Annotated in this window: 18 protein-coding genes; 5 read left to right on the top strand and 13 right to left on the bottom strand. The window is 75.2% G+C overall.

The genetic code is table 11. The features are described from left to right. Positions 1-72: 72 nt before the first annotated feature. Entirely contained in the window at positions 73-3510 is a 3438-nt protein-coding gene (locus ACIQCH_RS09630) for an endo-alpha-N-acetylgalactosaminidase family protein (protein WP_402579750.1), read from the top strand. Here the strand turns inward: ACIQCH_RS09630 and ACIQCH_RS09625 are convergent. Beyond that, positions 3488-4564, bottom strand: a complete 1077-nt coding sequence (locus ACIQCH_RS09625; protein WP_402579748.1) for a hypothetical protein — start codon at positions 4562-4564, stop codon at positions 3488-3490. The two genes, ACIQCH_RS09630 and ACIQCH_RS09625, sit on opposite strands and share 23 nt — an antisense overlap. Positions 4565-4834: 270 nt before the next feature. On the opposite strand from ACIQCH_RS09625, the gene ACIQCH_RS09620 reads away from it, so the two are divergent. Continuing rightward, positions 4835-8431: a hypothetical protein gene (locus ACIQCH_RS09620; RefSeq protein WP_402579746.1), complete on the top strand. Its 3597-nt coding sequence runs from the start codon at positions 4835-4837 to the stop codon at positions 8429-8431. Positions 8432-8464: 33 nt separating this feature from the next. On the opposite strand, the gene ACIQCH_RS09615 is transcribed toward ACIQCH_RS09620, so the two are convergent. Beyond that, the gene (locus ACIQCH_RS09615) at positions 8465-9286 is read right to left on the bottom strand and encodes a helix-turn-helix domain-containing protein (RefSeq protein WP_402579744.1); all 822 of its coding nucleotides are present in this window, start codon (positions 9284-9286) and stop codon (positions 8465-8467) included. 152 nt (positions 9287-9438) lie between these two features. On the opposite strand from ACIQCH_RS09615, the gene ACIQCH_RS09610 reads away from it, so the two are divergent. Then, positions 9439-10005, top strand: a complete 567-nt coding sequence (locus ACIQCH_RS09610) for a hypothetical protein (RefSeq protein WP_402579742.1) — start codon at positions 9439-9441, stop codon at positions 10003-10005. A 13-nt stretch (positions 10006-10018) separates the two neighbouring features. Beyond that, on the top strand, positions 10019-10669 hold the full coding sequence (locus ACIQCH_RS09605) for a hypothetical protein (RefSeq protein ID WP_402579740.1): 651 nt from the start codon (positions 10019-10021) through the stop codon (positions 10667-10669). Between the two features lie 145 nt (positions 10670-10814). Here the strand turns inward: ACIQCH_RS09605 and ACIQCH_RS09600 are convergent, their stop codons facing one another. The 9 genes from ACIQCH_RS09600 to ACIQCH_RS09560 all read right to left on the bottom strand — a co-directional run bounded on the left by ACIQCH_RS09600 (position 10815) and on the right by ACIQCH_RS09560 (position 19090). Next, complete coding sequence (locus tag ACIQCH_RS09600) at positions 10815-13229, bottom strand: immune inhibitor A domain-containing protein (RefSeq protein WP_402579738.1); 2415 nt, start codon at positions 13227-13229, stop codon at positions 10815-10817. Between the two features lie 708 nt (positions 13230-13937). Beyond that, the gene (locus ACIQCH_RS09595; RefSeq protein ID WP_402579849.1) at positions 13938-15893 is read right to left on the bottom strand and encodes a complex I subunit 5 family protein; all 1956 of its coding nucleotides are present in this window, start codon (positions 15891-15893) and stop codon (positions 13938-13940) included. A gap of 44 nt (positions 15894-15937) precedes the next feature. After that, positions 15938-16282, bottom strand: a complete 345-nt coding sequence (locus tag ACIQCH_RS09590; protein WP_402579736.1) for a sodium:proton antiporter — start codon at positions 16280-16282, stop codon at positions 15938-15940. Continuing rightward, entirely contained in the window at positions 16279-17007 is a 729-nt protein-coding gene (locus tag ACIQCH_RS09585; RefSeq protein ID WP_402579734.1) for an MnhB domain-containing protein, read from the bottom strand. Before ACIQCH_RS09585 ends, ACIQCH_RS09590 begins: the two co-directional genes overlap by 4 nt. Continuing rightward, the gene (locus tag ACIQCH_RS09580; protein ID WP_402579732.1) at positions 17004-17297 is read right to left on the bottom strand and encodes a hydrogenase subunit MbhD domain-containing protein; all 294 of its coding nucleotides are present in this window, start codon (positions 17295-17297) and stop codon (positions 17004-17006) included. The genes ACIQCH_RS09585 and ACIQCH_RS09580 overlap by 4 nt, the downstream gene beginning before the upstream one ends. Next, positions 17294-17602: a monovalent cation/H(+) antiporter subunit G gene (locus ACIQCH_RS09575; protein ID WP_402579730.1), complete on the bottom strand. Its 309-nt coding sequence runs from the start codon at positions 17600-17602 to the stop codon at positions 17294-17296. The genes ACIQCH_RS09580 and ACIQCH_RS09575 overlap by 4 nt, the downstream gene beginning before the upstream one ends. After that, complete coding sequence (locus ACIQCH_RS09570) at positions 17599-18063, bottom strand: monovalent cation/H+ antiporter complex subunit F (RefSeq protein ID WP_402579728.1); 465 nt, start codon at positions 18061-18063, stop codon at positions 17599-17601. The genes ACIQCH_RS09575 and ACIQCH_RS09570 overlap by 4 nt, the downstream gene beginning before the upstream one ends. Next, positions 18060-18512 (bottom strand): hypothetical protein, encoded by a 453-nt coding sequence (locus ACIQCH_RS09565; RefSeq protein WP_402579726.1) that lies wholly within the window; start codon positions 18510-18512, stop codon positions 18060-18062. The genes ACIQCH_RS09570 and ACIQCH_RS09565 overlap by 4 nt, the downstream gene beginning before the upstream one ends. 83 nt (positions 18513-18595) lie before the next feature. Further along, a complete protein-coding gene (locus ACIQCH_RS09560; protein WP_402579724.1) occupies positions 18596-19090 on the bottom strand; it encodes a DUF6328 family protein in 495 nt (164 codons plus the stop codon). A gap of 196 nt (positions 19091-19286) precedes the next feature. Here ACIQCH_RS09560 and ACIQCH_RS09555 point away from each other — a divergent pair, with 196 nt between their 5' ends. Then, positions 19287-21065 (top strand): glycoside hydrolase family 15 protein, encoded by a 1779-nt coding sequence (locus tag ACIQCH_RS09555; RefSeq protein ID WP_402579722.1) that lies wholly within the window; start codon positions 19287-19289, stop codon positions 21063-21065. A 15-nt stretch (positions 21066-21080) separates the two neighbouring features. Here the strand turns inward: ACIQCH_RS09555 and ACIQCH_RS09550 are convergent, their stop codons facing one another. Both ACIQCH_RS09550 and ACIQCH_RS09545 read right to left on the bottom strand, forming a co-directional pair. Next, entirely contained in the window at positions 21081-22085 is a 1005-nt protein-coding gene (locus ACIQCH_RS09550; RefSeq protein WP_402579720.1) for a SigB/SigF/SigG family RNA polymerase sigma factor, read from the bottom strand. Between the two features lie 177 nt (positions 22086-22262). After that, a complete protein-coding gene (locus ACIQCH_RS09545) occupies positions 22263-23909 on the bottom strand; it encodes a molybdopterin-dependent oxidoreductase (protein WP_402579718.1) in 1647 nt (548 codons plus the stop codon). Positions 23910-23912 lie beyond the last annotated feature (3 nt).

Genomic DNA, 23912 nt, shown 5'->3' with positions numbered 1-23912 from the left:
CCCGAGGGAAGTCCATGATTCCCTTCCGCTTAGTCCATGGGCCCGGCGGCCGGCCGTCCGCAAGCTGGACCGATGCGAACCCCCCTACGCTCCGTGGCGGCCGTCGCGGCGGGCGGTCTCGCGGCCGCGCTGCTCGCGGTCGTGCCGGTCGCCGCGGCGGCCACCCCCGTCACCCTCACCTCCGCCGACCTCGCGGTCCGCGTCGACCCCGCCTTCCCCCGCGTCCTCGACTACACCCGGCGCGCCACCGGCCAGGTGCTGTACGGCAACGAGGACCCGCTGGGCACCGTCCTCGTCAACGGCACCCCCCACACCCCCGCCGTGACCTCCACAATCACCGCGAGCGCGGTGGACTACGTGCTCGCCCTGCCCTCCGCGGTGACGATCCGGGCCCGCCTGCGCGTGACCGGCTCCGTCGTCGAGTTCGCGGTCACGTCGATCGAGGACACCGCCGCCGTGCGGGTGCGGACCCTCGCCATCCCCGACCACACCCTGGTCAGCGTCCGCAGCAGCCAGCCGGGCGCCGCCCTGGCCACCGCGACCATGCACACCGCCACCACCGGCACCGGCGACACCTTCACCCCGGTCACCGGCTCCACCCCCGTCGACCCGGCCCCCAGGACGGTGATGTTCGGGCTGGTCAACACCGCCGGACTGGCCGCCTCCGTCGACTCCAACTCCCTGTACGACAAGCCCTCCGGCGGCACCGCCCGCGAGAACGGGCGCATCGCCGAACGGGTCGTCGACAAGGGGGCGTACCGCCGGGCCGGCCTGTGGAGCGGCGACTGGCTCTACCGGGCCGAGGGCGCCGCCGACACCGACACCGAGCCGCTGCCGTACGCCCGCGTGGCGATCACGGGCGACCGCAACGGTGACGCGGTGGTCGACTGGCAGGACGCGGCCATCGCCCACCGCGACATCTGGACCCCGCCCACGGGCTGGCGGGCCACCGCGGACCGGGTGGCGCAGCGGATCCCGTTCAACTTCGCCTCCCAGGCCACCCACCCCTTCCTCCAGACCCTCGACGAGACCAAGCGGGTCAACCTCGCCACCGACGGCCTGGGCCAGTTCGTCCTGCTGAAGGGCTACGCCTCCGAAGGCCACGACTCGGCCCACATGGACTACAAGAACATCGGCGCCAAGCTCGGCGGCGCGGCCGACCTGCGGACCCTGACCACGTCCGGGCACGCGTACCGCGCCGACTTCGGGGTGCACGTCAACGCCACCGAGGAGTACCCGGTCTCCGCCACCTTCGACCCGGCCCGCCAGACCGGCGGCCGCGGCTGGGACTGGCTCGACCAGTCGTACTACGTCGACACCCGCAAGGACGGGCAGAGCGGACAGCGGCTGCAACGGCTCAAGGACCTCAAGGCCGCCGCCCCGGGCCTGGACTTCCTCTACGTCGACGTCTGGTACGGCGACGGCTACGTCTCCCGCGCGCTGCAGCGCGAGATCGGCTCGCTCGGACTCCAGTTGGCCACCGAGTTCCCCAACACCCTGACCGAGCAGTCCCTGTGGCACCACTGGGCCGCCGACGTCGACTACGGCGGCTCCGACCTCAAGGGCGTCAACTCGACCATCGCCCGCTTCGTCGCCAACCACGCCAAGGACGACTGGATCGCCCGGCACCCGCTGCTCGGCGGCGCCGAGCTCACCGCCTACGAGGGCTGGCAGGGCAAGAAGGACTTCACCGCCTTCCTGAACACCACCTTCGGGGTCGACCTGCCGACCAAGTTCCTCCAGGAGTCCCCGATCGTGCGGTGGGGGAACGACGCGATCACCTTCGCCGACGGCACGGAAGCCACCCTCTCCGGCCACACCCGCAAGATCACCAGAGGCGGCCGGCTCGTCCTCGACGGCGACAGCTACCTCCTCCCGCGGGACGGGAAGCTCTACCACTGGAACGCCAAGGGAGGCTCCACCACCTGGACCCTCCCGGCCGGCTGGACCAGCCCCAAGCTCTACGCACTCACCGACACCGGACGGAAGTTCGTCGCCGACCTGCCCGTCAGCCAGGGCCGCGTCACCCTCTCCGCCGCCGCCCGCACCCCGTACGTCGTGTACGACGGGCCCGCCCCCGCCGTCGCGGACCCGAAGTGGGGCGAGGGAACCCCGCTGAAGGACCCGGGCTTCTACGCGGGGGACCTCGCCGCCTGGACCGTCACCGGCACCGGAGCGGCCGTGTCCCGCAACGCCCTCGGCCAGTCCGAACTCACCTTCGCACCCGGGACCGCGCCCGAGGTCGCCCAGACCATGACCGGCCTCGCACCCGGCACCCACGCCGCCTCCGTCCGGGTCTCCACCCCCACCGGCCGGACCGCCACCCTGACCGTCAGCCCCGCCGGCGGCACGCCCGCCTCGGTCACCGCCGACGCGTCACCGCTCACCGACTCCCTCGGCGGCAGCGAGAAGAACGGCACGCGGATGCAGCGCATGAAGGTGCTGTTCGACGTGCCGGCCGGGCAGTCCACCGCCGTCCTCCGGCTCTCGGCGACCGCCGCCCCCGGCACCGTCGTCCTGGACGACGTACGGGTGGTGCCCACCGCCCGGACCCCGCTCTCCGGACACACCTACGCCGAGGACTTCGAACACGTCGACGCCGGCTGGGGGCCGTTCGTCTTCGGCGGCGCCGGCGGCTCCGCCACCGACCCGCGCACCCACGTCGCGCAGCGCAACGCCCCGTACACGCAGGCCGGTTGGAACGGCAAGCTGGTCGACGACGTCATCGGCGGCCAGAACTCCCTCAAGTCCCACGAGGAGCGGGCCGGGCTGCTGTACCGCACCCTGCCGCAGACCCTGCGCTTCACCCGGGGCCACGCGTACCGGGTGTCCTTCCGCTACGAGAACGGCTTCGCCGGCGACTACCGGTTCGTCACCGGAGCCGGCACGACGGAGACCCCCACCGCCCTCGGGCAGGCCCGCACGCCGGCCACGTTCGCCACCACCTTCACGGCCGGCCCCGACGCCTGGATCGGCGTCCGCAAGGTCACCGGGGAGGGCTCGCACGACGAGGCGGACCTGATCCTCGACGACCTCGCCGTGGACGACCTCGGCCCCGCAGGCGGCGGCGAACTCCTGGTCCCGCAAGGGGAGATGAGCGTGACGGCGGTCGACAGCGAGGAGACCGCCGGCGAGAACGGACGCGCGGCGAACGTCCTCGACGGCGACCCCGCCACCATCTGGCACACCGAGTGGTACGCCCGCACCGCGCCCCTGCCGCACGAACTCACCCTCGACCTCGGCGCCACCTACGACGTCTGCGCCCTGCACCTGCTGCCCCGGCAGAACCAGAGCAACGGCCGCATCGCCGACTACCAGGTCTTCACCTCGACCGACGGCACCACCTGGGGACCGGCCGCCGCCACCGGCACCCTCCCGGACACCACGGCCCAGCAGGACGTGCTCCTCACGCCCCGCCCGGCCCGGTACGTCCGCCTGCGCGCCACCCGCGAGGTCGACGGCAACCCCTGGACCTCCCTGGCCGAGCTCAACGTGGGCCACCTCCCGTGACCCCACCCGCCGGCGCTCCGGACCCGCCCCGCACCCCGGGCCGGGTCCGGACCGCGTACCAGCGCGCGGCCACGACGAGGGCCACCCCGTACACCGCGAACGCCCCGATGCCGACCCAGGACACCAGCAGCGCGTCCTCCGCCGACGGCATGTCGCCGCGCCGCAGCGTCACCACCCCCGCCGAGGCCAGGCCGAGGTATCCGACGCCCAGCACCCCGTACGGCGCCAGCGTGGCCGCCCCCACCACCGCGGGCACCAGCGGCAGCGACCGCGGCACCCGCCGCCCCCGCAGCACCGGCACCCAGCGCGGGAACACCAGCCCCCACGGCCGCACCAGCCCCCAGAGCAGGAACACCCCGAGGCCCGCCAGCAACGCGGTGAAGTCGATCCCCCAGGACGCCAGCGTCAGCCACAGCCCCGACGCCCCGTTGCGCTCCTCCTCCGCCACCAACTGCGCCCCGGTGATCCCCCCGAACGTGCCCCCCACCGCCCACACCGTCTTCATCGCCGCGTACGGCAGGAACGCCGCCGTCCCGCCCCACGCGGCGACCCGCACCCGCCGGGGCGGCGCCCCCACCTCCGCCCCGCCAGGGGCCGCACGCTCCGGCCCCCGCCCACCGCGCGCGGCCCCGGCCAGCACCAGCGCACCGACCGCGGCCCACGCATGCTGCCCGGCCGACGCCCAACCGTCGGGAGCGGCGCCGGACAGGACCGCCACCAGGTCCATGAGCAGACCGAAGGCGGCCGCCCCGGCCGCCGCGCACAGCCCCCACAGCGACCACCGCAGCCACGGCCGCGCCCCGTAGCGCAGCACCGTCGCGCCCGCCACGGCGACCAGCCCGCCGAACCCGGCGGCCGCCCACCCCAGCCAGACGGGCCCCGCGTGCGGCCCGAGCCGAAAGGCGGGCGTGTCCGTCACGGCGCACCCCAGCCCCAGCCCCGCGTACGCCGCCGCCCAGACCACCACGGCACGCGCGGCCGCGAACGGCGTGGCCGCCAGCATTCCCCAACGACCGTTCACCCGACGGTCGGGCACCTCGATGACATCGTCCATGGCCTGACGGTCGCACCCCCGACCACCGCCCCACGTCGGCCCGCGGTGTGATCCGCCTCCGCCGCCCGGGGGAGCCCACCAGCCGCCGCGGGCGTTTCCGCGCCTCGGAAGTGTGGTCGTCTCAGCTCGGTAACAGCCGCCGCGCCGTAGCGGCCGCTCGGCGAGAATCCAGTTCCCGAGGGGCCGGCGGGGACCGGCAGGAGTCCGCCCGGCGAACGGGCGGGGTGGGGGGAAGCGTTGATGCGGCGGGGGCCGGTTTTCACGAGGTACGTGCTGTGGTCGCTGGCCGCCGTCATGGCGGCTTCGGCAGCGTGGATGTTATGGGCGGGCAGTGGCCCGAGTTCCGACTTCGCGACGATCGGGGCCTGGTTCCTGGGCATCGCGGCGCTCATGCTGCCGTTGGTCGAGCGGCTGCTGCATCCGGAGCCCGTCGCGCCCCCGGAACCGGCGGACGAGGCCGACGACCTGGCGCGTACCGTCGAAGGGCAGTGGCGGGAGGAGGCCCGGGCCCGCAGCCTGCGGGACCCGCGGGTGGTGCCGCTGACGTGGTCCGCGACCAGCCGGGACGTCGCCGACAGTCCGCAGGCGGTGTTCGGCGGGAACGGCGCCGGACGGATCGCGCGGGTCACCACCGACGGCAGGCTGGACGGCGACTTCGACGCGGCGGTCACCGCCCTCGGCGCGGAGTTCGGGCGCATCCCCAGCGGGCGGCTGGTGGTGCTCGGCGAGCCGGGCGCGGGGAAGACCGTGCTCGCGATGTTGCTGACGCTGGGCCTGTTGGGACGCCGCGGGCCCGGAGACCCCGTGCCGGTCCTGCTGTCCGTGGGCGCCTGGGACCCGGTGAACCGGTCGCTGGACGGCTGGGTGGTCGAAACCCTGGCCGCCACCTACTACGCCGGGCGTCCCGAGATCCCGCGCCGGCTGCTGGAGCGGGGCCTGCTCCTGCCGGTCCTCGACGGCCTCGACGAGATCCCCGAGTCGGCACGGCGCAACGCGGTGCGGGTCGTCAACCGGTTCACCGGGGAAGAGCGGCCCGTGGTGGTGACCTGCCGGTCGGCCGAGTACGAGGACGTGATCGCCGGCGGATCCCCGGTGCTGCACCGCGCGCCCGTGGTGGAGGTACGTCCGGTCGAGGTCGAGGACACCGTGTCCTACCTGCAGAGCGTGGACTGGCCGGACGGCACCTCCTGGGACCGGGTCGTGCACCACCTGCGCACGGAGTCCGACACCGCGCTCCACCAGGCACTGCGTACACCGCTGATGATCTCGCTGGCCCGCATGGTGTACACGCGGTGCGGCGGGGATCCGACCGAACTGCTCGATCCCGTGCAGTTCCACTCCCGGCACGTGATCGAGGACCACCTCTCCGCCCGGGTGATCGATGCCGCCTACGCACCGGACCGGCTGCCGTCCGGAGAACCGGTCGACCCTTCCGACCCGGCCGGATTCCCGCACGCTGGAAGGCCGTTGGCGCCACCTGGTGCCGTCGGAGCGCCGGATGCGGTGGGTCCCGCGGCTCCACCGCGCACCGCGGCGGCCCGCGGGCCGCAGTGGGACGCCGAGACTGCCCGGCGCCTCCTGACCTACGTCGCCCACTACCTGCACAGCCACGGCGAACGCGAACTGGTCTGGTGGCGGATGTCGGGCCGACTGCTCCCCATGTGGGCCGTGCCGGCCGGGGCGCTCGCCCTCGGCATGGGCATGGCGGGGGTCGCGGTGGTCGGGTCCGGCCTGGCCGACGACCGGGACCTGCTGCCCGCGCTCGGGATCGGCGGCCTGCTCGTCGGGATCGGCACGGCGGTGGTGGCCGTCGCCCTGCTCGCCGCTCCCCAACGACCGCCCAGGCGCCTGTCCTGGGGCCGGGCCGGATCGCTGCGGCGGCTGCGCGGCGGATTCCTCAAGGGCTTCGCGCTCACGATGGTCCTGACGGCCCCGCTGCCGGCCACGTTCGCCCTGATCCTCGCGGTCGACGAGCAGCCGCTCTCCGTCTACCTGAACTACGCCGACCTGATCGGCGGCTGCACGGCCTTCGCCTGTGTGGTGGGGCTGGGCCTGGCGACCCGCCACTGGCTCGATTCGCCGCCCCGCGCCGCGGCCCAGGCGACTCCGGACCTGTCCCTCGCGGAGGACCGGAGGGCATCGGCCGTCGGCGCGGGGAGCGCCGGGCTGGTCGTGGCACTGCTGGCATGGCCCTTGGTCCTGGTGGGCGTGCTGGCCGGACGGATCGGCGGGCTGTCCCTCAGCGGCTGGCCGGGGTGGCCCGACCACTACGACCCTCCGGGGATCGCGCGCTCGACGTTCGGAGGCGTGTACGACCTGTCCACGGGCTTGGGGGACCTCAGCGCCAAGTTGGTCCTGGTCTTCTTCCTCCTGCCCCTGGTCCTGGGTGCCGTCTTCGCCGTCTCCGCGCTCATGACGAGGGCTTATCCCCGATTCCTGCTCATGCTCGTCTACCTGGCGCTCCAGGGCAGGCTGCCCCTGCGGTTCATGGCGTTCCTGCGCGACGCGCGCAACCGCGGGCTGCTGCGGCAGTCGGGAGACGCGTACCAGTTCCGCCACGTTCGGCTGCAGGAGCACCTGGTGTCCGGCGCGACGGTGCCGGACGGACCGCAGACCGCCGCCCGCAGCACCGGCCTCGACACAGCGCGCAGGCGGATCGGGAGCCGCGGCCGGGCGGTGGCGCTCGCCTGTGCGGTGCTGGCGGTAGTGGCGCTGGGGACGCCTTTCGCGGGCCGCCCGAAGGACACGTCCAGCGCTGTGCTCGGCGGATTCGGCGACGGAGTCGAACGCGTCGTGTTCAACCCGGACGGCCGGACCCTCGCCACCGTGCAAGGCGGCACGCTGTGGGAACTCATGGGCCGTGGCACGACGTACGTACAGGTGTGGAGCCTCGACGACGGACACCGCCTCGCACGCATGGAGTGCTCCGGGAAGCTCGACGACGTGGTCTTCGCGGGCAACGGGCGCGCTCTCGTCACCAAGGGGCGGACGGGCCCCTTCGAGCATCCCCGGCGCTACGTCCAGCTGTGGGACTCCGGCTCCGGAGCCGCGCTGAGCAGACCCCTCGGAGGGGATCAGGCCGCTTATGCAGGCGTGGGCGCGGACGGCCGGGTGAGCCTGCTGGTCATCGGGAGGAACGGCGGCGGTGTGATGGTGCGTAGCGTCGTGGACGGGCACACCAGCCGGTTGACCGGACCGAGTGCGCAGGGGGTGGAGTCCGCCGTCCTCAGTCCCGACGGACGCTTCGTGGCCACCATGAACCAGAACTCCGTGATGCAGCTGTGGAGGGTGTCCGACGGCCGCCCGATCGGTGGCGCCGGATCCGTCCACAAATCCGACGCCTTCTTCAGCGCCGACTCGCGCGTAGTAGCTGTGGTCACGGCGGACATGAAGAGCGTGGAGGTACGGGGCACCCTCGACGGCCGGATCAAGAGCACCCTGCGCACCGGTGATGCCGGCATGAGCAGAGTCCTGCTCAACGCGGACGGGAGCAGGGCCGTGACCGACGGCTACTCCGACCTCCAGCTGTGGGACACGGCCACGGGCCGCAGGATCGGCGGGCCGCTGGCCGGCACGGATCCCGACCGGTCGGAGACCGGCTACGTCGCCGTGGCGCGCTTCAGCCCGGACGGGCGCACGCTCGCGACGACGGTGGGCCCCGACCTGCAGCAGATCCGGCTGTGGAGCACCGCGGACGGACGCCCCATCGGCCCGGCCCGCTCCGGTCACGTCGAACGGATCAAGGACATCGCCTTCAGCCCCGACGGGCTCACGCTCGCGACGGCGTCGGAGGACGAGACCGTACGGCTGTGGCGGCTGGACACGCTGGGGCTGCGGGACCGGGCGGGCCTGCTCGGCAACGGGTGAGCCGGGCGTCCCCCACTACCCCCGCCCCCTCCCTCACCACCCCCGCCGCTGCTCCCGGAACCGGGCCGGGGGCAGGCCCACCCGGCGGCTGAAGAGGCGGCTGAAGTAGGAGGGGTCCTCGTAGCCGACGCGGCGGGCGACCGCCGCCACCGGCAGGTCCGTGCGCACCAGCAGCTCCTTCGCCCGGGCCAGCCGGATGCCCAGCAGGTACTCCTTGACCCCCTCGCCGGTGATCCGCCGTACCGCGGCCCGCAGTTCGGCCAGCGACATCCCCAGCCGCGCCGCGTGCCCGGCCACCGGGATCGGCAGCAGGGCGTCCCGGGCCAGCACCTCCATCACGGTGTCCCCGCGCGGGCCCACCTCCAGACGCGCGTGGCGCAGGGCCACCAGCAGCGCGTGCACGGCGGCCGCGGCCTCCACGTCCAGCAGCGGGCTCTCGCGCCGGGCCGCCCGCGCGATGCCCTCCACGACGGCCCGTACCTCGGTCGTGCCGCCCAGCGGCACGACGGGGGAGTGGGGCGTGATGTACCCCAGGTCCGTGTACGCGGCCACGCCGCCGCCGGTGAAGTCGACGAACGCCTCGTCCCACCCGGTCGCCGGATCGGGTGCGTAGTGGTGCTCCACCCCCGGCACCAGCCACAGCAGCACCGGCGCGGCCACCGGCACCGCAGGGCGCCCGCCGTACGAGAACCAGCCCCGCCCGCGCGTGACGACCACCGCCACGTGGTGGTCCAACGCCCGGGGCCCGACCGTGGGCAGCGCCCCCTCCTGGAACCCCACCCCCAGGCACACCAGCCCGAGCCGGCGGTGGCCCGGCGACGGCGAGAAGTAGCGCATCCACGTGCTGTGCGGCATGCCGGGTGATTGTGGGCGAGCGCCGCGCCCGACTCAAGGGTGCCGGGCCCCGGGGCACGCCGGCGGCCCGGCGCCGGGTACACCGGGTTTGCCGCCCCGTACCAGGGGCAGCAGCGGGGTTCCAGAGCGGACGCGAGCCCCGGGAGGCACTGATGTCCACCGGCACACTGATCGCCGTCATCGTCGCGGTCGTCGTCGTGCTGATCCTCGTGGCGGCGGCGGTCGGGATGCTCGTGCGGCGCCGTCGCCTCCGGCGCGACTTCGGGGACGAGTACGACCGCGTGGTCGAGGAGCAGGGCGGCCGGACGGCCGCCGACAGCGAACTGCGCGAGCGGCAGCGGCGCCACGACGAGCTCGAGCTGAGGGAACTGAGCCCGGAGGTGCGGCAGCGGTACGCCGACGAGTGGCGCGGCGTACAGGAGCGCTTCGTGGACCGCCCCGAGGGCGCGGTCGGCGAGGCCGACACCCTGGTCACCCGGCTCATGCGCGAACGCGGCTATCCCGCGGACGGGTACGAGCAGCAGGTCCAGGACCTTTCCGTGGAGCACGGCCGCACGCTCCAGCACTACCGCACCGCCCACGCCGTGAACCGGCGCAGTGAGGGCGGCGGCGCGACGACGGAGGAGCTGCGCGGCGCGATGGTGCACTACCGCGCGCTCTTCGACGACCTGCTCGGCAGCGGCGCCACGGGCGGCGCACCGCTCCGCGACCGCGAATGACGAGGTGAACCCCATGGCACCGATGACACCCATGGCACACGACGACGACATGCACGGCCGCGGCCGACAGCAGTGGACCACCGAGGACCCGGCCCGCGCCGACGCGGGGGAGCGCGCGGCCGTCTACCCGGGCGAGGCCACCGGGGACGTGGACCGCCGGGACGAAGTGGACCGCCCGGACGGACTGGACCGCCGGGACCAAGCCGACCCCCGGGGCCCGGCTCGGCGGGAGGAGCGCGCCCCGGCGGACGCGGCCGTGGGCGACGGCGGACCCGCGCCCGGCACCGGGGCCGGGGCCGGGGCCGGCACGACGGAGGACATCGCCGACGGCGGGGCCGGCCGCCGCGCCGCCGACGGGCGACGTGACGCGGGCGGCAAGCGACGCGAGGCCGATGAGCAACCCCTGCTCGAAGCGGGGCAGGCGGCCGAGTTCCGGGACCGCTGGAGCGGCATCCAGGCCGGCTTCGTGGACGACCCCCGCGACTCCGTGCGCGAGGCGGACGAACTGGTGGCCGCCCTGATGCGGACCCTCGCCGGCACCTTCGCCGACCGCAAGCAGCAGCTGGAGGGGCAGTGGCGCCAGGACGGGGAGCCGGCCACCGAGGACCTCCGGATGGCCCTGCGCCAGTACCGGTCGTTCTTCAACCGGTTGCTCACCACCTGAGCCCCTGCACTGAGCCCCTGCACCTGGGCCCCGGGCACCGCCGTCCGAGCCCCCGGACCGCGGTCGCGAACAGGGACGGCCGGCCCCTCGCCAGGGGCCGGCCGTCCGCTGCTTCTCCTCCTCCTTCGCTACGTCGCGCGCCGGGCTACTTCGCCCCGGACGGACCGACCTGCACCGTGGTGCGGGCGCCGCCCGACGCCTCCTTGAGGACCGCGATGCGGGTGCCGGTGTCCGGGACCTTCACGCCGACCTGTGGCAGGTCCGGGTTCCAGTACACGCCGGTGTGGTCGTCGAAGGCCGGTACGCCCGGGCGCTCCTGGACGAGCAGCGGCACGCCGTTGCGGTGCAGCACCACCTCGGCCGACGGCTGCAGCGAGAACGTGGCGTCGAAGGTCTGGGCCCGCGCGTTCACCAGCGTGCCGTCGGCGAAGCGCAGCGCCTCGGGACGCGCGTCCACGGGCAGGAGCATGCCCGAACCCGGGTGCGCCTTCGTCGTGTTGTCGCTGTACGCGGTGTCCCACAGCCACACCAGCACGCCCGGCTGGTACGGGTAGAACTCCACCGTGTCCTTGCGCACCGGGTCCGAGCCCCAGCCGAAGTTGTACGGCCCGGTCTTCAGGTACGCCCCGTAGCCGACGTAGCGCCGGTTCTCCACCACGTACGCGCGCGGGTGCTCCGCGATGCCCGTACGCCCCTGCGTGCGCGACCACTTGACCGCCGTCCAGCCGTTCGCGCCCTGCTCCGCGCCGTCGCGCAGCAGCTCGCGGCCGTCGGCACCGGTGGTGATGCGGATGTCGTCGAAGGTGACGCCCTTGCCGTGGGTGTTGGAGTCTGAGGTCACCCGCAGCCGGAGCTGCACGCCCTTGCCGGCGAACTCGTCCAGGGGCACGCCGAGTTCCTGCCAGCCGCCCGACGTCCCCGAGACCCCGCGGGCCGGTACGGGAGCTCCGCCGACCGTGCCCGGCAGCACCCGCCAGGTGCCGCCGCCGTCGGTGGAGGCCTCCACCGTCAGGAAGTCGTAGTCCTGCTCGATGTCGTACCAGACCCGGGCGCCGAGCCGGGCGCCCTCGGCGGGCACCTGCACCGTGCGCGTCAGGGTGTTGTCCATGAAGTCGCCGGTACCGCTCCACCACTGGCTGCCGCCCTCGTACGGGTCGGTCAGGTCGGTGGCGTCCACCGAGGGCGGCAGGTGCACCAACAGGGCCTGCGGGTCCTCGGTGTTGTAGCCGGAGACGCCGAGCACCGCCCGGGTACGCCGGCCCGCGTCCGCCTCGGTGTAGTCCAGCCAGCCCAGCTGCAGCTTGCTCCACGCGTCGAGGTCGCCCGGAACGTCACCCGTGGTGTTGCGGCCCTTGCCGAGGTACGAGGCCGAGGACATCAGCGACCAGAAGTTGACGCTGTTGTCCCCGTCCGAGCTGTACATGTCCGGCAGGCCCAGGTCGTGCCCGAACTCGTGCGCGAACAGCCCGACTCCGCTGTTCTCGCCGCCGGTGAGGTAGTCGCCGGCCCAGATGCCGGAGTCGCCGACCGGGGTGCCGCCCGCCTTGTTGCCCTCGGGGCCCGCGGTGCCGGCCTGGTTCCAGTACGCGAACCAGCGGTGCGCCCAGACGGCGTCCTTGCCCTGCGCGCCGCCGCCCCAGGTCTGGTCCTTGCCCGCGTGGACGACGACCAGGTGGTCGAGGTAGCCGTCGGGCTCGCTGAAGTCGCCGTCGTGGTCGACGTCGTAGCGGTCCCACACGTCGTACTGGGCGAGCTCGGCCTTGATGTCGGCGGGAGTACGGCCCTTGGCGCGCTCGCCGTGGTACCAGGCGTTCGTGGCGTCCTTGATCAGGTCCCAGTTGGTGCGGCACTGACCGGGCTCGGAGCAGTTGTCCGTACCGTAGCGGGCCTCGTTCCAGGGCAGCCGCACCCAGTCGGAGACCTGGCCGTCCAGGTCGTAGCGGCCGGATGACTGCAGCCGGTAGTAGTTGCGCAGGCTCACCGCGCCGGGCTCGGCGGAGAAGAACTGGCGCTGGTAGTACGCGCGGTCGAAGTCCTTGCGCCACACGGTGTGGTTGTCGGCCTTGACCGGCTTGTCGATCGTGTTGTGACGCGGGCCCGGCGTACCGCCGAAGCGCGGTTTGCCCTCGAACTCGGTGGTGGTGTCCACCTGGTCGCCGAACTCGGCGAGGATCACGAAGATCTTGTCCTTGCGCTCCTGCGCCAGCTCGACGTACCGCTTGCCCACCTTGACGGTGGGCGGGAGACCGCCGTTCGCGGCGGGCCGCAGGGCCCCCGCGGCGACCTTCTCCAGCGCCTGGCGGCGCAGCGCCTGCCGCTGGAGCTCCTGCGGCGCCGGCGGCGGGGCGTCGGTGCGGGTGGTGGTGGCCTTGCCGCTCGCCGGGAAGACGGCGGGGGACGCCTGGGCGGCGTCGGGCTGGGGTGCGGCGAGCGCGGGTGCGGGTGCGGGTGTGGGTGTGGCGAGTGTGCCGGTGGCGAGTGCGAGTGCGGGTGCGGCGAGCGCGGGTGCGGTGAGCAGCGCCAGGGATATCGCCGCCCCTGCCGCGAACAGTCTGCGCAACGTACGCGTCCTTTCGGGAAGTTGGCCATGGGCTCGGGCCGGTGGTCGACGGGGCGGCCGTGGGAAAGCCGGCCGGCCGGGTACGGGCCTGGGCCGGCAGTAATATTTCACATGTGACAGGTCATGCCTAGGTGTGGGTGCGCATGAAAACGGCCGGATTCCCGGTGCGGGTGCGGGTGCGGGTGCGGGTGTGGGAGGGGGAGGGAGCAAGGTGGGGCGGGGGTGGGGGTGAGCTCGCTTCGGGGGCGGGGGCGGGGGGGGGGGGGGGGGGGGGGGGGGGGGGGCGGCGGGCGGCTCGCTTCGGGGGCGGGTCCCGTGGTGTGTGGGTCCCCTCGGCGCTTGACCGCCCATGGCCTGCAGGCCCTGCGGCAGGCCCACCCCGGAGGCTTTGGGGCTTCGCCCTGGCCTTCGGCCACCTCCGGCCCGGGCCTGCCTTCGGACCGGCCTGCCATGGGCGGTCAAGCGCCTCCCCCACACACCACGGGACCCGCCGGCACCGCCAGGGATACGACGGCCGGGGGTGGCGGGGGCGCCCATGTGGGCGATCGGTACCGGCAAGGATCCGATGGTCGGGGGTGGGGCGTGGGTCCATGGGGGCGAGCCGTGCCGACAAGGGCTCGGTGGTCGGCTGGTCGGCTGGTCGGCGGGCTGGTGGCTGGTGGTCGGTGGCCGGGGGGTGGGGTGCGAACTCGCCGGGCACCTACCGTGTCATCGCGTCGCGAGTCCGAACGTTCCCATGAGCAGGGCCACTCCGGCTGCCAGCCAGGTCGCGTAGTCGCCGATGTGGCCCGAGTGCAGCCGCCGCAGCGGGACGACCACCCACCGGGACAGCGTCGTCAGCCCGGCTCGTGTCCGGCGGGCCCGGGCGCCCGGGAGCGCCGGGCCCCACAGGGCCGCGGCCGCCAGGCCGGCGGCCAAGGCTGCCGAGAGCAGGCCCAGTAGCACCCCCGACGTCGTCCAGCCGCTCTCCGGCAACCCCTTGGTGGTCGGCTCGGTGGGCGTGCGGGTGGGGTGTGGGCCCGCCGGGTCCGTGGACCGTGGGCCCGCTTCGGTGGAGCTCGGGCCGGCGGACCCGCCGGGCGTGCCTGCATCGTTCGCGCCGCTCGTGCTGCCCGCACTGCCCGCACTGCCCGTACTGCCCGCCGCGACCGCGCGTGCGTAGCCAACCCGGTCCGTGAACTGCGCCGCGCCCGCGGCCAGGGAACGGCCCACGCCCGGCAGTACGCCCACCGCGAGGGAGCCCGCCAGCAGCAGTGCCGGAACGGCGAGCATGACCCCCGGGACCCGCCGCTGCGGGTCGCGGACCTCCGGCTCCTCCCCGAAGCCCGTGGTCTCCGGGCCCGGCCGCCGCGCCGGCGGCCGGGGGCCCGCGCCGGCGAACACCCGTGCCCCGGCACGCAGTACCGCGCCTCCCGTCACCGCCGACACCACCACGAACACGGCCACCAGCCAGCCCGCCCACTGCCCGGCCGCGTGCTCGGCCAGCGCCTTGCCCAGCCCCGTCCCGAACGGCGGCAGCCCCGCGATCGCCAGGCCCCCGAGCCCGAACAGCACCCCCGCGAAGGGCAGGTCGCGTCCCCGCCCGTACAGCCCGTGCTCGTCCACCGAGCCGTGTCGGTCCAGCAGGACGCCCACCAGTGCGAACAGGGCCGCCTTGGCCGCGGCGTGCCCGGCCGCGTACACCGCCGTGCCGGCGGCCGCCCCCGCCTCCAGCAGGGCCACCCCCACCAGGAACAGGCCCACGTGCGCCACGGTCGAGAAGGCCAGCAGCCGCTTCAGGTGCCGCTGCTGCCAGCACAGCACCGCCCCCACCAGTGCGGTCAGCACGCCCAGTGCCACGAACGCCGCCGTGTACGCCTCCTGCGGGATCCCGCCCGGGCCCGCGAACACCGCCCCGTACGTGCGGGCCAGCCCGTACACCCCCAGCTCGACCATCACGCCCGACAGCAGCATGCACACCGGCGTCGGCGCCATCGCGTGCGCGTCCGGCAGCCAGAAGTGGAAGTGTACCGCCGCCCCCTTCACCAGCAGCCCCGCGGCCAGCAGCGCGAACGCCGCCACCACCAGCGCGTCCGGCTCGCGCCCCGCCAGCGCCGCCCCGATCCGCGCGAACGCCAGCTCCCCGGTGCGCGCGTACAGCAGCCCGGTGCCCAGCAGCACGCAGTACCCCGCGAGCGACCCGGTGAGCGCGAAGGCCAGTGCCCCCTGGAGGGGCCGCGGGTCCTCGACCCGGAGGCCGGTCAGGGCGTACGCCGCGACACCCATCAGCTCGAAGAACACGAAGGCGTCGAACAGGTCCCCGGTCAGCGCGAAGCCGCACATCCCCGCTTCGAACAGCAGGATCAGCGCCGGGAACGCCCCCGGTCGGCCGGTGCGCGGCTCGTCGAAGTACCGCCAGGCGTACCCCAGCGCCGCCGGCACCAGCACCCCGGCGAGCAGGGCCAGGCCCACCCCGATCCGGTCCGCCGCCAGCACGACGCCCACCTCCCGCCCGGGCACCGGCTCCCACCCGCCGACCCAGGCGATCGCCCGCCCTTCGCCGGTACGCACCCACAGCGCGGCGAGCACGGCCAGTTCACCGGCCGCGCAGACCAGGGCCAGGGCGTCCGCCGCCACGCGCGGCAGCCACCGTCCGGCCACGGCCAGCAGCACCGCACCCAGCATCGGCAGGGCCACCGCGGCCGGCAGCAGCAGCTCCGTCCGGGCGGTCAACCCCGCAGTCCCGTCAGGGCGTCGGGATCGACCGTGCCGTGCCGTTTGGCGAGCTGCAGCACCAGCGCCAGCAGCAGGGCGGTCACCGCCGCCCCGACCACCACGTCGGTCAGGGTCAGCGCCTGCGCGACCGGGTCCACCACCACCCGGCCCGGCGGGATGTCGGTGAAGTACGGGGCGGTGCCGCCCTTCCGGTAGCCCACCGCCAGCAGCAGGACGTAGGTGCCGGACTCGACCACGGTCAGGCACCCGACGGCCTGGACGGCGTGACGGCTCGTCACCACCCCGTAGAGTCCGGCGAGCACCAGCCAGCCGGCGGCCAGGTACGGCAGTACGGTCATGCGGGTTCGATCTCCACTGCCTGGTCGATGAAGGAGGCCAGCAGCACGACGACGGCGGAGCCGACCTCCAGGCCCACGGCCGCGTTCAGCAGCGGCACGAGGCCACCGGAGGCGAGCTCCCCGAGCGTGCCCAGGCCCAGGACGTTCTCCAGGTACGCCGCCCCGTGGACGACGCCCAGGAGGCCGAGGGCGGCGAACGCTCCCGCCCCGACCGCGTCCGCGACGTCCAGCACCGCCCGCGGGCGCACCCGTCTCAGCACCCGGTAGTCCGCCGCCAGGTACGCGACGTGCAGGCCGGAGGCGACCACGACACCGCCCTGGAAGCCGCCGCCGGGGGTGAGCTGCCCGTGCGCGATCACGTAGAGGCCCGTCACGACCGCGACCGGGAGCAGCACGGTGCCGGCTGCCCGGACGGGTGGCAGTACGGACCCGGGCCGCGGGGTGCGGGCCTGCTCGTCGCGGGCCCGGCGCAGCAGCACGACGGCGCCCAGCACGGCGGTGAACAGGGTGAACTCCTCGCCGAGGGTGTCGAAGGCGCGCTGGTCGAAGTTGACGGCGGACACGGTGTTGGCGGTGCGGTGGTCCAGCGCCGCGGCCACCGCCCGGTCCGCGTACGGGTGCCGGTCCCCGCCGAAGCCGGGCAGGTCGAGGCTGGCGGCCGCCCAGCCGGCGGCGATCAGCGCGGCCGCTACCAGGAACAGCCGGATCCGCGCGGCCCGGCTCACCGGCCGCGCCCTTCGCCGGCCCGCCCGCCCCCACCCTCGGCGGGCGCGTCCGCGGTGGCGCGGCGCACCGCCCGCACGGTCAGCAGGATCAACAGCGGCGTCATCACGCTCCCCACCGCCAGCTGGGACAGCGCCACGTCGGGCGCCTGGACGAGGGTGAACAGGAGGGCGAGGAGCAGCCCCAGCACCCCGAGCACGACGGCCTGGCGCACCGGCTCACGGGTGAGCACGGCGACGGTGCCGGTGGCCGCGACCAGGAGGACGGCGAGCAGCACGAGGGCTTCGGTCACGGCGCCGCGTCCCGTTCCAGTCGTCCCTCCGCCTGCGCGGTGACGCGGCCGACGGCCATCGTCGTCAGGCTGCCGCCGCCCACCACCAGCAGGGCCAGCAGCAGGAGTTTCACGGCCTGCCGTCCGGGCCCCGCGGCCACCGCCAGGCCCAGCGCGATCAGCGGCAGCCCGAGCGAGGCGGCGGGGGAGAGGGCGTGCAGCCGGGCGTACGGGCGGGACAGCGCGGCCAGTGACAGCGCCGACAGCAGCACCACCGCGACCCCGGCCCCGGCCAGCACCCCCGCGCACGCCGCCTGCGGCGTCACGCCCCGCCACCCCCGCCCGAACCGGCCGGTCCGTCCGGGCCCGCAGCTCCGTGCGGGCCCGCGGGACCCTCCGCACGCCCCGGTCCGTCCGCACGCCCCGGTCCGTCGGACCTCGCGGGTCCGTCGGACCCCGACGGTCCGTCCGACCCGTGCTTCCCGTCCGTCCCGGATCCGCCCCCGGCGCGGGACGCGGCCGGGGCGGGGCCGCCCTCCGGGGCCGCCAGGAACCGGGCGAAGACCAGTACCCCCACCGGTCCCAGCACCGCCAGGACCAGCGCCGGATCGAGGTAGGAGTCCCGGCCGTACGCCTGGGTGAGGAGCAGCAGCACGGCCGTGGCGACCGTCCCGGCGAAGGCCAGCCCGGCCAGCCGCCCGGCCGGCGGCCCCTGGCACGCCGTCCACACCGCGACCGGCAGCGCGAGCGCCATCAGCGCGGCCGCCCCCAGCAGCCAGCCGTTCACTGCCGCCGCCCGTTCGTGAGGGCGTCCGTGAGCACCCCGGGGGGACCGGGCAAGGCGTGCACGAGCACGAACCGACCCCGCCCCAGCCCGACGGCGTAGGCCCCGGGAGCGGCCGACAGCAGGGTGCACGCCCACGCGGCGCCCGTGCCGCGGCCCAGCTCCAGCGTGTGGAAGCGGCCGCGCACCTGCCGTCCGCGCAGCGCGCGCAGGGTCAGGGCGGCCAACCGGCCGGTGTCCGCGACCAACGCCACGGGCCAGACCAGCACCGCGTGCAGGGCGCGCGCCCCACCACCCGAGCGGGCCCCGGAGGCCCGGCGCACCGCCCGCGCCCCGAGCGCGGCCGGTACCGCGGCGCCGGCCGCCACCGTCCACTCCAGCCAGGACAGCGGACCCGTCAGGAACACCTGCAGCACCACCGCGAGGACCCACCACACGAAGAGCTCCGCCACACCCGCCACCAACGCCGCCCTCCCGCGCTCCGACCCGCCCGATCCGGGAACGCGACCGGTCTACCGCTCGCGCCCCGCCCGGGCTACGAGGCGCGCCGCCCGCCGCTGCGGAGCAGCAGGACCGGGAGCACCAGCCAGCACACCGTGAACCACAGCGTGATCAGGGAAGTGACCAGCCAGGCCAGCCAGTTGTCGGTGGCCACCAGCAGCAGGAGCAGCACCGACAGGTTGACCGCCAGGGCGAGCAGGACCACCCCCACCGACACCAGTCGGCCCACCGCGTCCACGAGTTCGGGCTTGAGGTGCCGGCCGGCCAGCAGCCGGTGGTAGGCCACCGGCGCGATCAGGGTGCCGGTCGCGAGTGCCCCGAGCGCCACCGCGACCACGTACAGCATCTCCACCGGGCGCGAGAGCGTCTGGAAGCGGGGTGTGAAGGCGACGCTCAGCAGGAAGCCGAACAGGATCTGCGCCCCGGTCTGGGCCACCCGGACTTCCTGCAGCGTCTCGGTCCACCGCCGGTCCGCCCGCTCGGCCGCGGTCTCGTGCCGTTCGGGGTCGCCCGTCCGCTCACCGGTCATGCGCCACCTCCCTACGGCCCCGCCTCCGGCGCCTCCCCGGGATCGGGGCGGGCAAACCGGCGGGCCGGGCCGTACCGGACCGCCCCGGCCGGACCGTACCGGACCGGCCCGGCCGGACCCCGCAACCCGTCCGCAGCCACCGGAAACCGCCCTCCGCACGGCGCTTCGCACCCCCACCACCGGGTAGGCGCGGAGCGTGAACGACGGCTGGCACGGCCACACCCCCTACCCACTGCGCGAGTACGCGCTGATCGCCGACGGCGAGCGCGGTGCGCTGATCGACCCGGGCGGCGCCGTCGTCTGGATGTGCGCCCCCCGTTGGCACAGCGACGCCGTGTTCTCCGCGCTGATCGGCGGCAGCGGCGGCTTCGAGGTGTGCCCCGAGAACCCGTGGCGGCTCGCCGGCGGCGAGTACGTCGACGGCGCCCTCATCCGGGTCAGCCGCTGGACGCTCAACGACGGCACCGTCGAGTGCCGCGACGCCCTGGCCGTCCCCGCCGACCCGCACCGCGCGGTGCTGCTGCGCCGCATCCGGGCCGTCGACGGGCCCGCACTGGTGCGCGTACGGCTGTCCGCGCGGGCCGCCTTCGGCGCCCGGCCGATGACGGCCCTGCACCGGGACCGGGGCGGCTGGCACGGCCGCATCGGCCCGCTCCGGCTCAGCCTGTGGGGCCTGACCGACGCCGCCTACGACGAGGCGGAGGCGACCCTCACCGCCCGGCTGCCGCTGACCGCGGGCGACGAGCACGACCTCGTCCTGGAGATCGCCGACGGCACGGCCGGCCGCAACGGCAACAACCACCAGCCCGCCGCCCTCCAGGCCGCCCGGCTGTGGCGGCAGACCGAGGAGCGGTGGGCCGCGGCGGTCCCCGACTGCTCCGACCTCACCGCCTCCCGCGACGCCCGCCAGGCGTACGCCGTCCTCACCGGTCTGACCGCGGGCGGCGGCGCGATGGTGGCCGCCGCCACCACGTCCCTGCCGGAGCGCGCCGGGTCCTCCCGCGCCTACGACTACCGCTACGCGTGGATCCGCGACCAGTGCTACGCGGGTAGCGCGGTCGCCGCGCACGGCCCGCACGCCCTCCTCGACGACGCCGTCCGGTTCGTGACGGCCCGGGTCCTCGAGGACGGGCCGGTGCTGCGCCCCGCCTATCGCGTCGACGGCCGGCCCGTACCCGGTGAGCGGACCCTGACCCTGGCCGGCTACCCCGGCGCCAGCGACCGGGTCGGCAACCGGGCCGGCCACCAGTTCCAGCTGGACACCTTCGGCGAGGTCCTCGAACTGCTCGCCGCGGCCGCCCGTCGGGACCGGCTGGACGCCGACGGCGTACGGGCCGCCCAGGTGGCCGTCTCCGCGCTGGAGGCGAACTGGCAGCGTCCCGACACGGGCATCTGGGAGCTGCGGCCCGCCTGGTGGACGCACTCGCGACTGGCCGCGGTCTCCGGGCTGCGCGCGGCCGCCCGGTCCATCGCCGATCCGCAGTCGGCCTACGCGTGGTCCGCGCTCGCCGACTCGATCCTGCAGGAGACCGGGCGCACCTGCCTGCACCGCTCCGGCCGCTGGCAGCGCAGCCGCGAGGACCCCCGGGTCGACGCGTCGCTGCTGCGGCCCCTGTCGAACGGCTCCTGGCCGGTCTCCGACCCGACCCTGGCCGCCACCCGGTCGGCCGTGGAACGGGAGCTGTCCCAGGACGGGTTCGTGTACCGCTACGACGGGACCGGGCAGGACGACGGCGAAGGAGCGTTCCTGCTCTGCGGGTTCTTCATGTCCGCGGCCTGCCTGGCGGAGGGGCGACCGGTGGCCGCGGCCCGCTGGTTCGAGCGCACCCGCTCCGCGTACGGCCCGCCCGGGCTGTTCGCGGAGGAGTACGACGTACGGCAGCGGCAGCTGCGCGGGAACCTGCCGCAGGCCTTCGTGCACGCGCTGCTGCTGGAGAACGCGGTACGCCTGACGGCCGCGGGACAGGAGCTGTAGGCCCGTCCTGGCGTCCTACGAGTCCAGGCCCGCGCGCAGCGCGCCGAGGATGCGCGTCAGCAGGCGGGAGACCTGCATCTGGGAGACGCCGATGCGGGCCCCGATCTCGGCCTGGGTCAGCTCGTCCACGTACCGCAGCGACAGGATGCGCCGGTCGCGCTCGGAGAGCCCGGCGACCAGCGGACGCAGTGCGGTGAGCAGCTCGATCCGCTCGTAGGACGGGTCCGTGGCGCCGAGGGAACGGGTGAGGCGGTTGCCGGTCTCGCTGTCGTCGAAGACGACGTCGAGGGAGCGGGACGTGAAGCCGTTGGCGGCGCGCCGGCCCTCGGCGACCTCGGTCTCGCTGATCCCGAGGGCGTCGGCCAGGTCGGCGGTGGTCGGCTCGTGGTCCAGTCGCTGGGTCAGGTCGTCGGTGGCGCGGGCGAGTTCCAGCCGGAGCTCCTGGAGCCGCCGGGGTACCCGCACCGACCAGCCGGTGTCACGGAAGAATCGTTTCATCTCGCCGAGGATCGTGGGCATGGCGAACGAGGCGAACTCCACCTCGCGGTCGGGGTCGAACCGGTTGATGGCCTTGATCAGCCCGATCACACCGACCTGGATGATGTCGTCCATCGGCTCCCGCACCCCGCGGAAGCGCCGCGCCGCGTGCTTGACGAGGCTGATGTTGAGTTCCACCAGGGCGTTGCGCAGGTACGAGTACGCGACGCCACCCTCCTCCGCCTCCCGCAGCAGGACGAACAGGCGGGTCGACACCGCCCGCGCCTGGGCACACGTCACGGTGCGGGGATCGGGGAGCTCCGGCAGGCCCGTCAGCCCGGGCGGGGCGGGCGGCAGCGGGCGGCCGGTCCGGCGGGCCGGGGCCGTGCGCGGCGGCAGGTCCGTCGGCCGGAGCGGGTCCGTGCGCCGCGGCGGGTCCGACCGGTGGGGCGGGCGCGGCCGGCGGGGCGGGTCAGGACGGTCCTGGGTCCACGCGCCGGACGAGCCGGTGGCCGTCCCGGTCGCGGTTGCGGTCCTGGTCATGGGGTTCCCATCGGCAGGCGACAAGAACCCGCGCCTACCCGCCCCCGGCCGCCCGACACGTCGGCGGCGCACCGCACCGCCGGCCGGCTCCGGTGCGCGTGCGCACGGCTGCGGACCGTGTCGGCCCGGGGCCGTCCCACGGTGACCGGCCCGGGACCGTCCCACGGTGACCCCGGCTCATTCCACGGTGACCTCGATCGCGTGGTAGCCCGTCGCCCCGTCCGGCAGCACCGGTCGCCGCTCCGCGGTCTGGACGGCTCCGGAGCGGTCGGTGGCCCGTACCTCCAGGCGGTGCCGACCCGGCTCGGCCCGCCACGTCCAGACCCACTGCCGCCACGTGTCGACCGTGTCCTGCGCCGACAGCCGCGCCGGCCGCCACGGCCCGTCGTCCACCCGCACCTCCACGGCCGCGATGCCGGTGTGCTGCGCCCACGCGACCCCCGCCACCGCCACCGGCCCCGAGCGGACCGTCGTGAACCCGCGCGGGGTGTCGATCCGCGACTCCGTCTTGACCGGGGCCCGCTCGGCCCAGCCGCGCTGGACCCAGTAGGCGTCGTACGCGTCGAACGTCGTCAGCCGCAGCTCCGTGAGCCACTTGCACGCCGACACGTACCCGTACAGCCCCGGGACCACCATGCGCACCGGGAAGCCGTGGGCGAAGGGCAGCGGTTCGCCGTTCATGCCGATCGCCAGCAGCGCGTCGCGGCCGTCCATGACCGTCTCGACGGGGGTGCCGATCGTCATGCCGTCCACCGAGCGGGCCACCAGCTGGTCGGCGGGGCCGCCCCGGGACGGCGGCCGCACCCCGGCCTCGCGCAGCAGGTCCGCCAGCCGTACGCCCAGCCAGCGGGCGTTGCCCACGAGGTCGCCGCCGACCTCGTTGGACACGCAGGCCAGGGTGATGTCCCGCTCGACGATCTCGCGGGCGAGCAGGTCGTCGTAGCGCAGGGTCGACGGGCGTGCCACCCCGTCCCCGTGGATCCGCAGCGACCAGTCCCGGGAGCTGAGCCGGGGCACCACGAGGGCGGTGTCCACCCGGTAGAAGGAGGGGTTCGGCGTGAAGAACGGCGGCAGGCCCGGCACCTTCAGGTCCACCCCGGCCGGTAGCCGCGGGGCCGGTGAGGCCGGCGGCGGCAGCCGGAGGGCGTCCCGGTCGGCGGCCCGCCGGGCCGCCCCCGTGGCACCGATCGCCCGTCCCACCAGCCACGCCAGCCCGGACGCGGCCACCGAGGCGCCGGCCATCCGCAGGAACCGTCGCCGGTCCGGACCGCCCGCACCACCGCCTGCCGCACCACCACCGCCCGCCGCACCACCGCCGCCCGCCGCACCACCCCCGCGTCCGGCCGCGGGACGCGTCCTGGCACCCGCCCCCGTCAGGGCACCGGACAGCACCCACAGCACCACCGAAGCGACCACCCCCGCGACCGCCGAAGGCAGTGCGTCCACCGCCGAGGCGTCCGGCCGGCCCGCCGCCGCGACCGCCCCGACCAGCCCGAACGCCAGGGCGATCGCGCAACCCACGCGGCGGTCCCGGACCGCGACCAGGCCGGTGGCCGCCGCGAAGGCGGCCAGCAGCACCAGGATCCCGAGCTGGAGCACGAACTTGTCCGAGGTGCCGAAGACCCGGACCGCCCACTCCTTCACCGGCGTGGGGGTGAGGTCGATGACCGCCCCGCCCACCGCCGTGACCGGCACGGACTGCGGCCGCACCGCCGCGGCCAGCAGCTCGGCGACGCCCAGTGCCGCGAACCCGGCGACCAGCCCGGCCAGCGCCCCGAGACCCCGGGGCGCCTCCGGCCCGCCGTCCTGCCGCTCGTCCGCCACGGC

It is taken from the genome of Streptomyces sp. NPDC093225, assembly GCF_044753805.1.
GTDB lineage: Bacteria > Actinomycetota > Actinomycetes > Streptomycetales > Streptomycetaceae > Streptomyces.
Note: the sequence above shows the minus strand (reverse complement) of the source record. Positions and strands in the feature narration are given on the sequence as shown.

Bases quoted from the DNA above. Each gene is read 5' to 3' on its own strand.
- ACIQCH_RS09630 (WP_402579750.1), top strand. From the start codon at position 73: ATGCGAACCCCCCTACGCTCCGTGGCGGCCGTCGCGGCGGGCGGTCTC.
- ACIQCH_RS09625 (WP_402579748.1), bottom strand. From the start codon at position 4,564: ATGGACGATGTCATCGAGGTGCCCGACCGTCGGGTGAACGGTCGTTGG.
- ACIQCH_RS09615 (WP_402579744.1), bottom strand. From the start codon at position 9,286: ATGCCGCACAGCACGTGGATGCGCTACTTCTCGCCGTCGCCGGGCCAC.
- ACIQCH_RS09550 (WP_402579720.1), bottom strand. From the start codon at position 22,085: ATGACCAGGACCGCAACCGCGACCGGGACGGCCACCGGCTCGTCCGGC.
- ACIQCH_RS09610 (WP_402579742.1), top strand. From the start codon at position 9,439: ATGTCCACCGGCACACTGATCGCCGTCATCGTCGCGGTCGTCGTCGTG.
- ACIQCH_RS09590 (WP_402579736.1), bottom strand. From the start codon at position 16,282: ATGACCGTACTGCCGTACCTGGCCGCCGGCTGGCTGGTGCTCGCCGGA.
- ACIQCH_RS09595 (WP_402579849.1), bottom strand. From the start codon at position 15,893: ATGCTGGGTGCGGTGCTGCTGGCCGTGGCCGGACGGTGGCTGCCGCGC.
- ACIQCH_RS09605 (WP_402579740.1), top strand. From the start codon at position 10,019: ATGGCACCGATGACACCCATGGCACACGACGACGACATGCACGGCCGC.
- ACIQCH_RS09560 (WP_402579724.1), bottom strand. From the start codon at position 19,090: ATGACCGGTGAGCGGACGGGCGACCCCGAACGGCACGAGACCGCGGCC.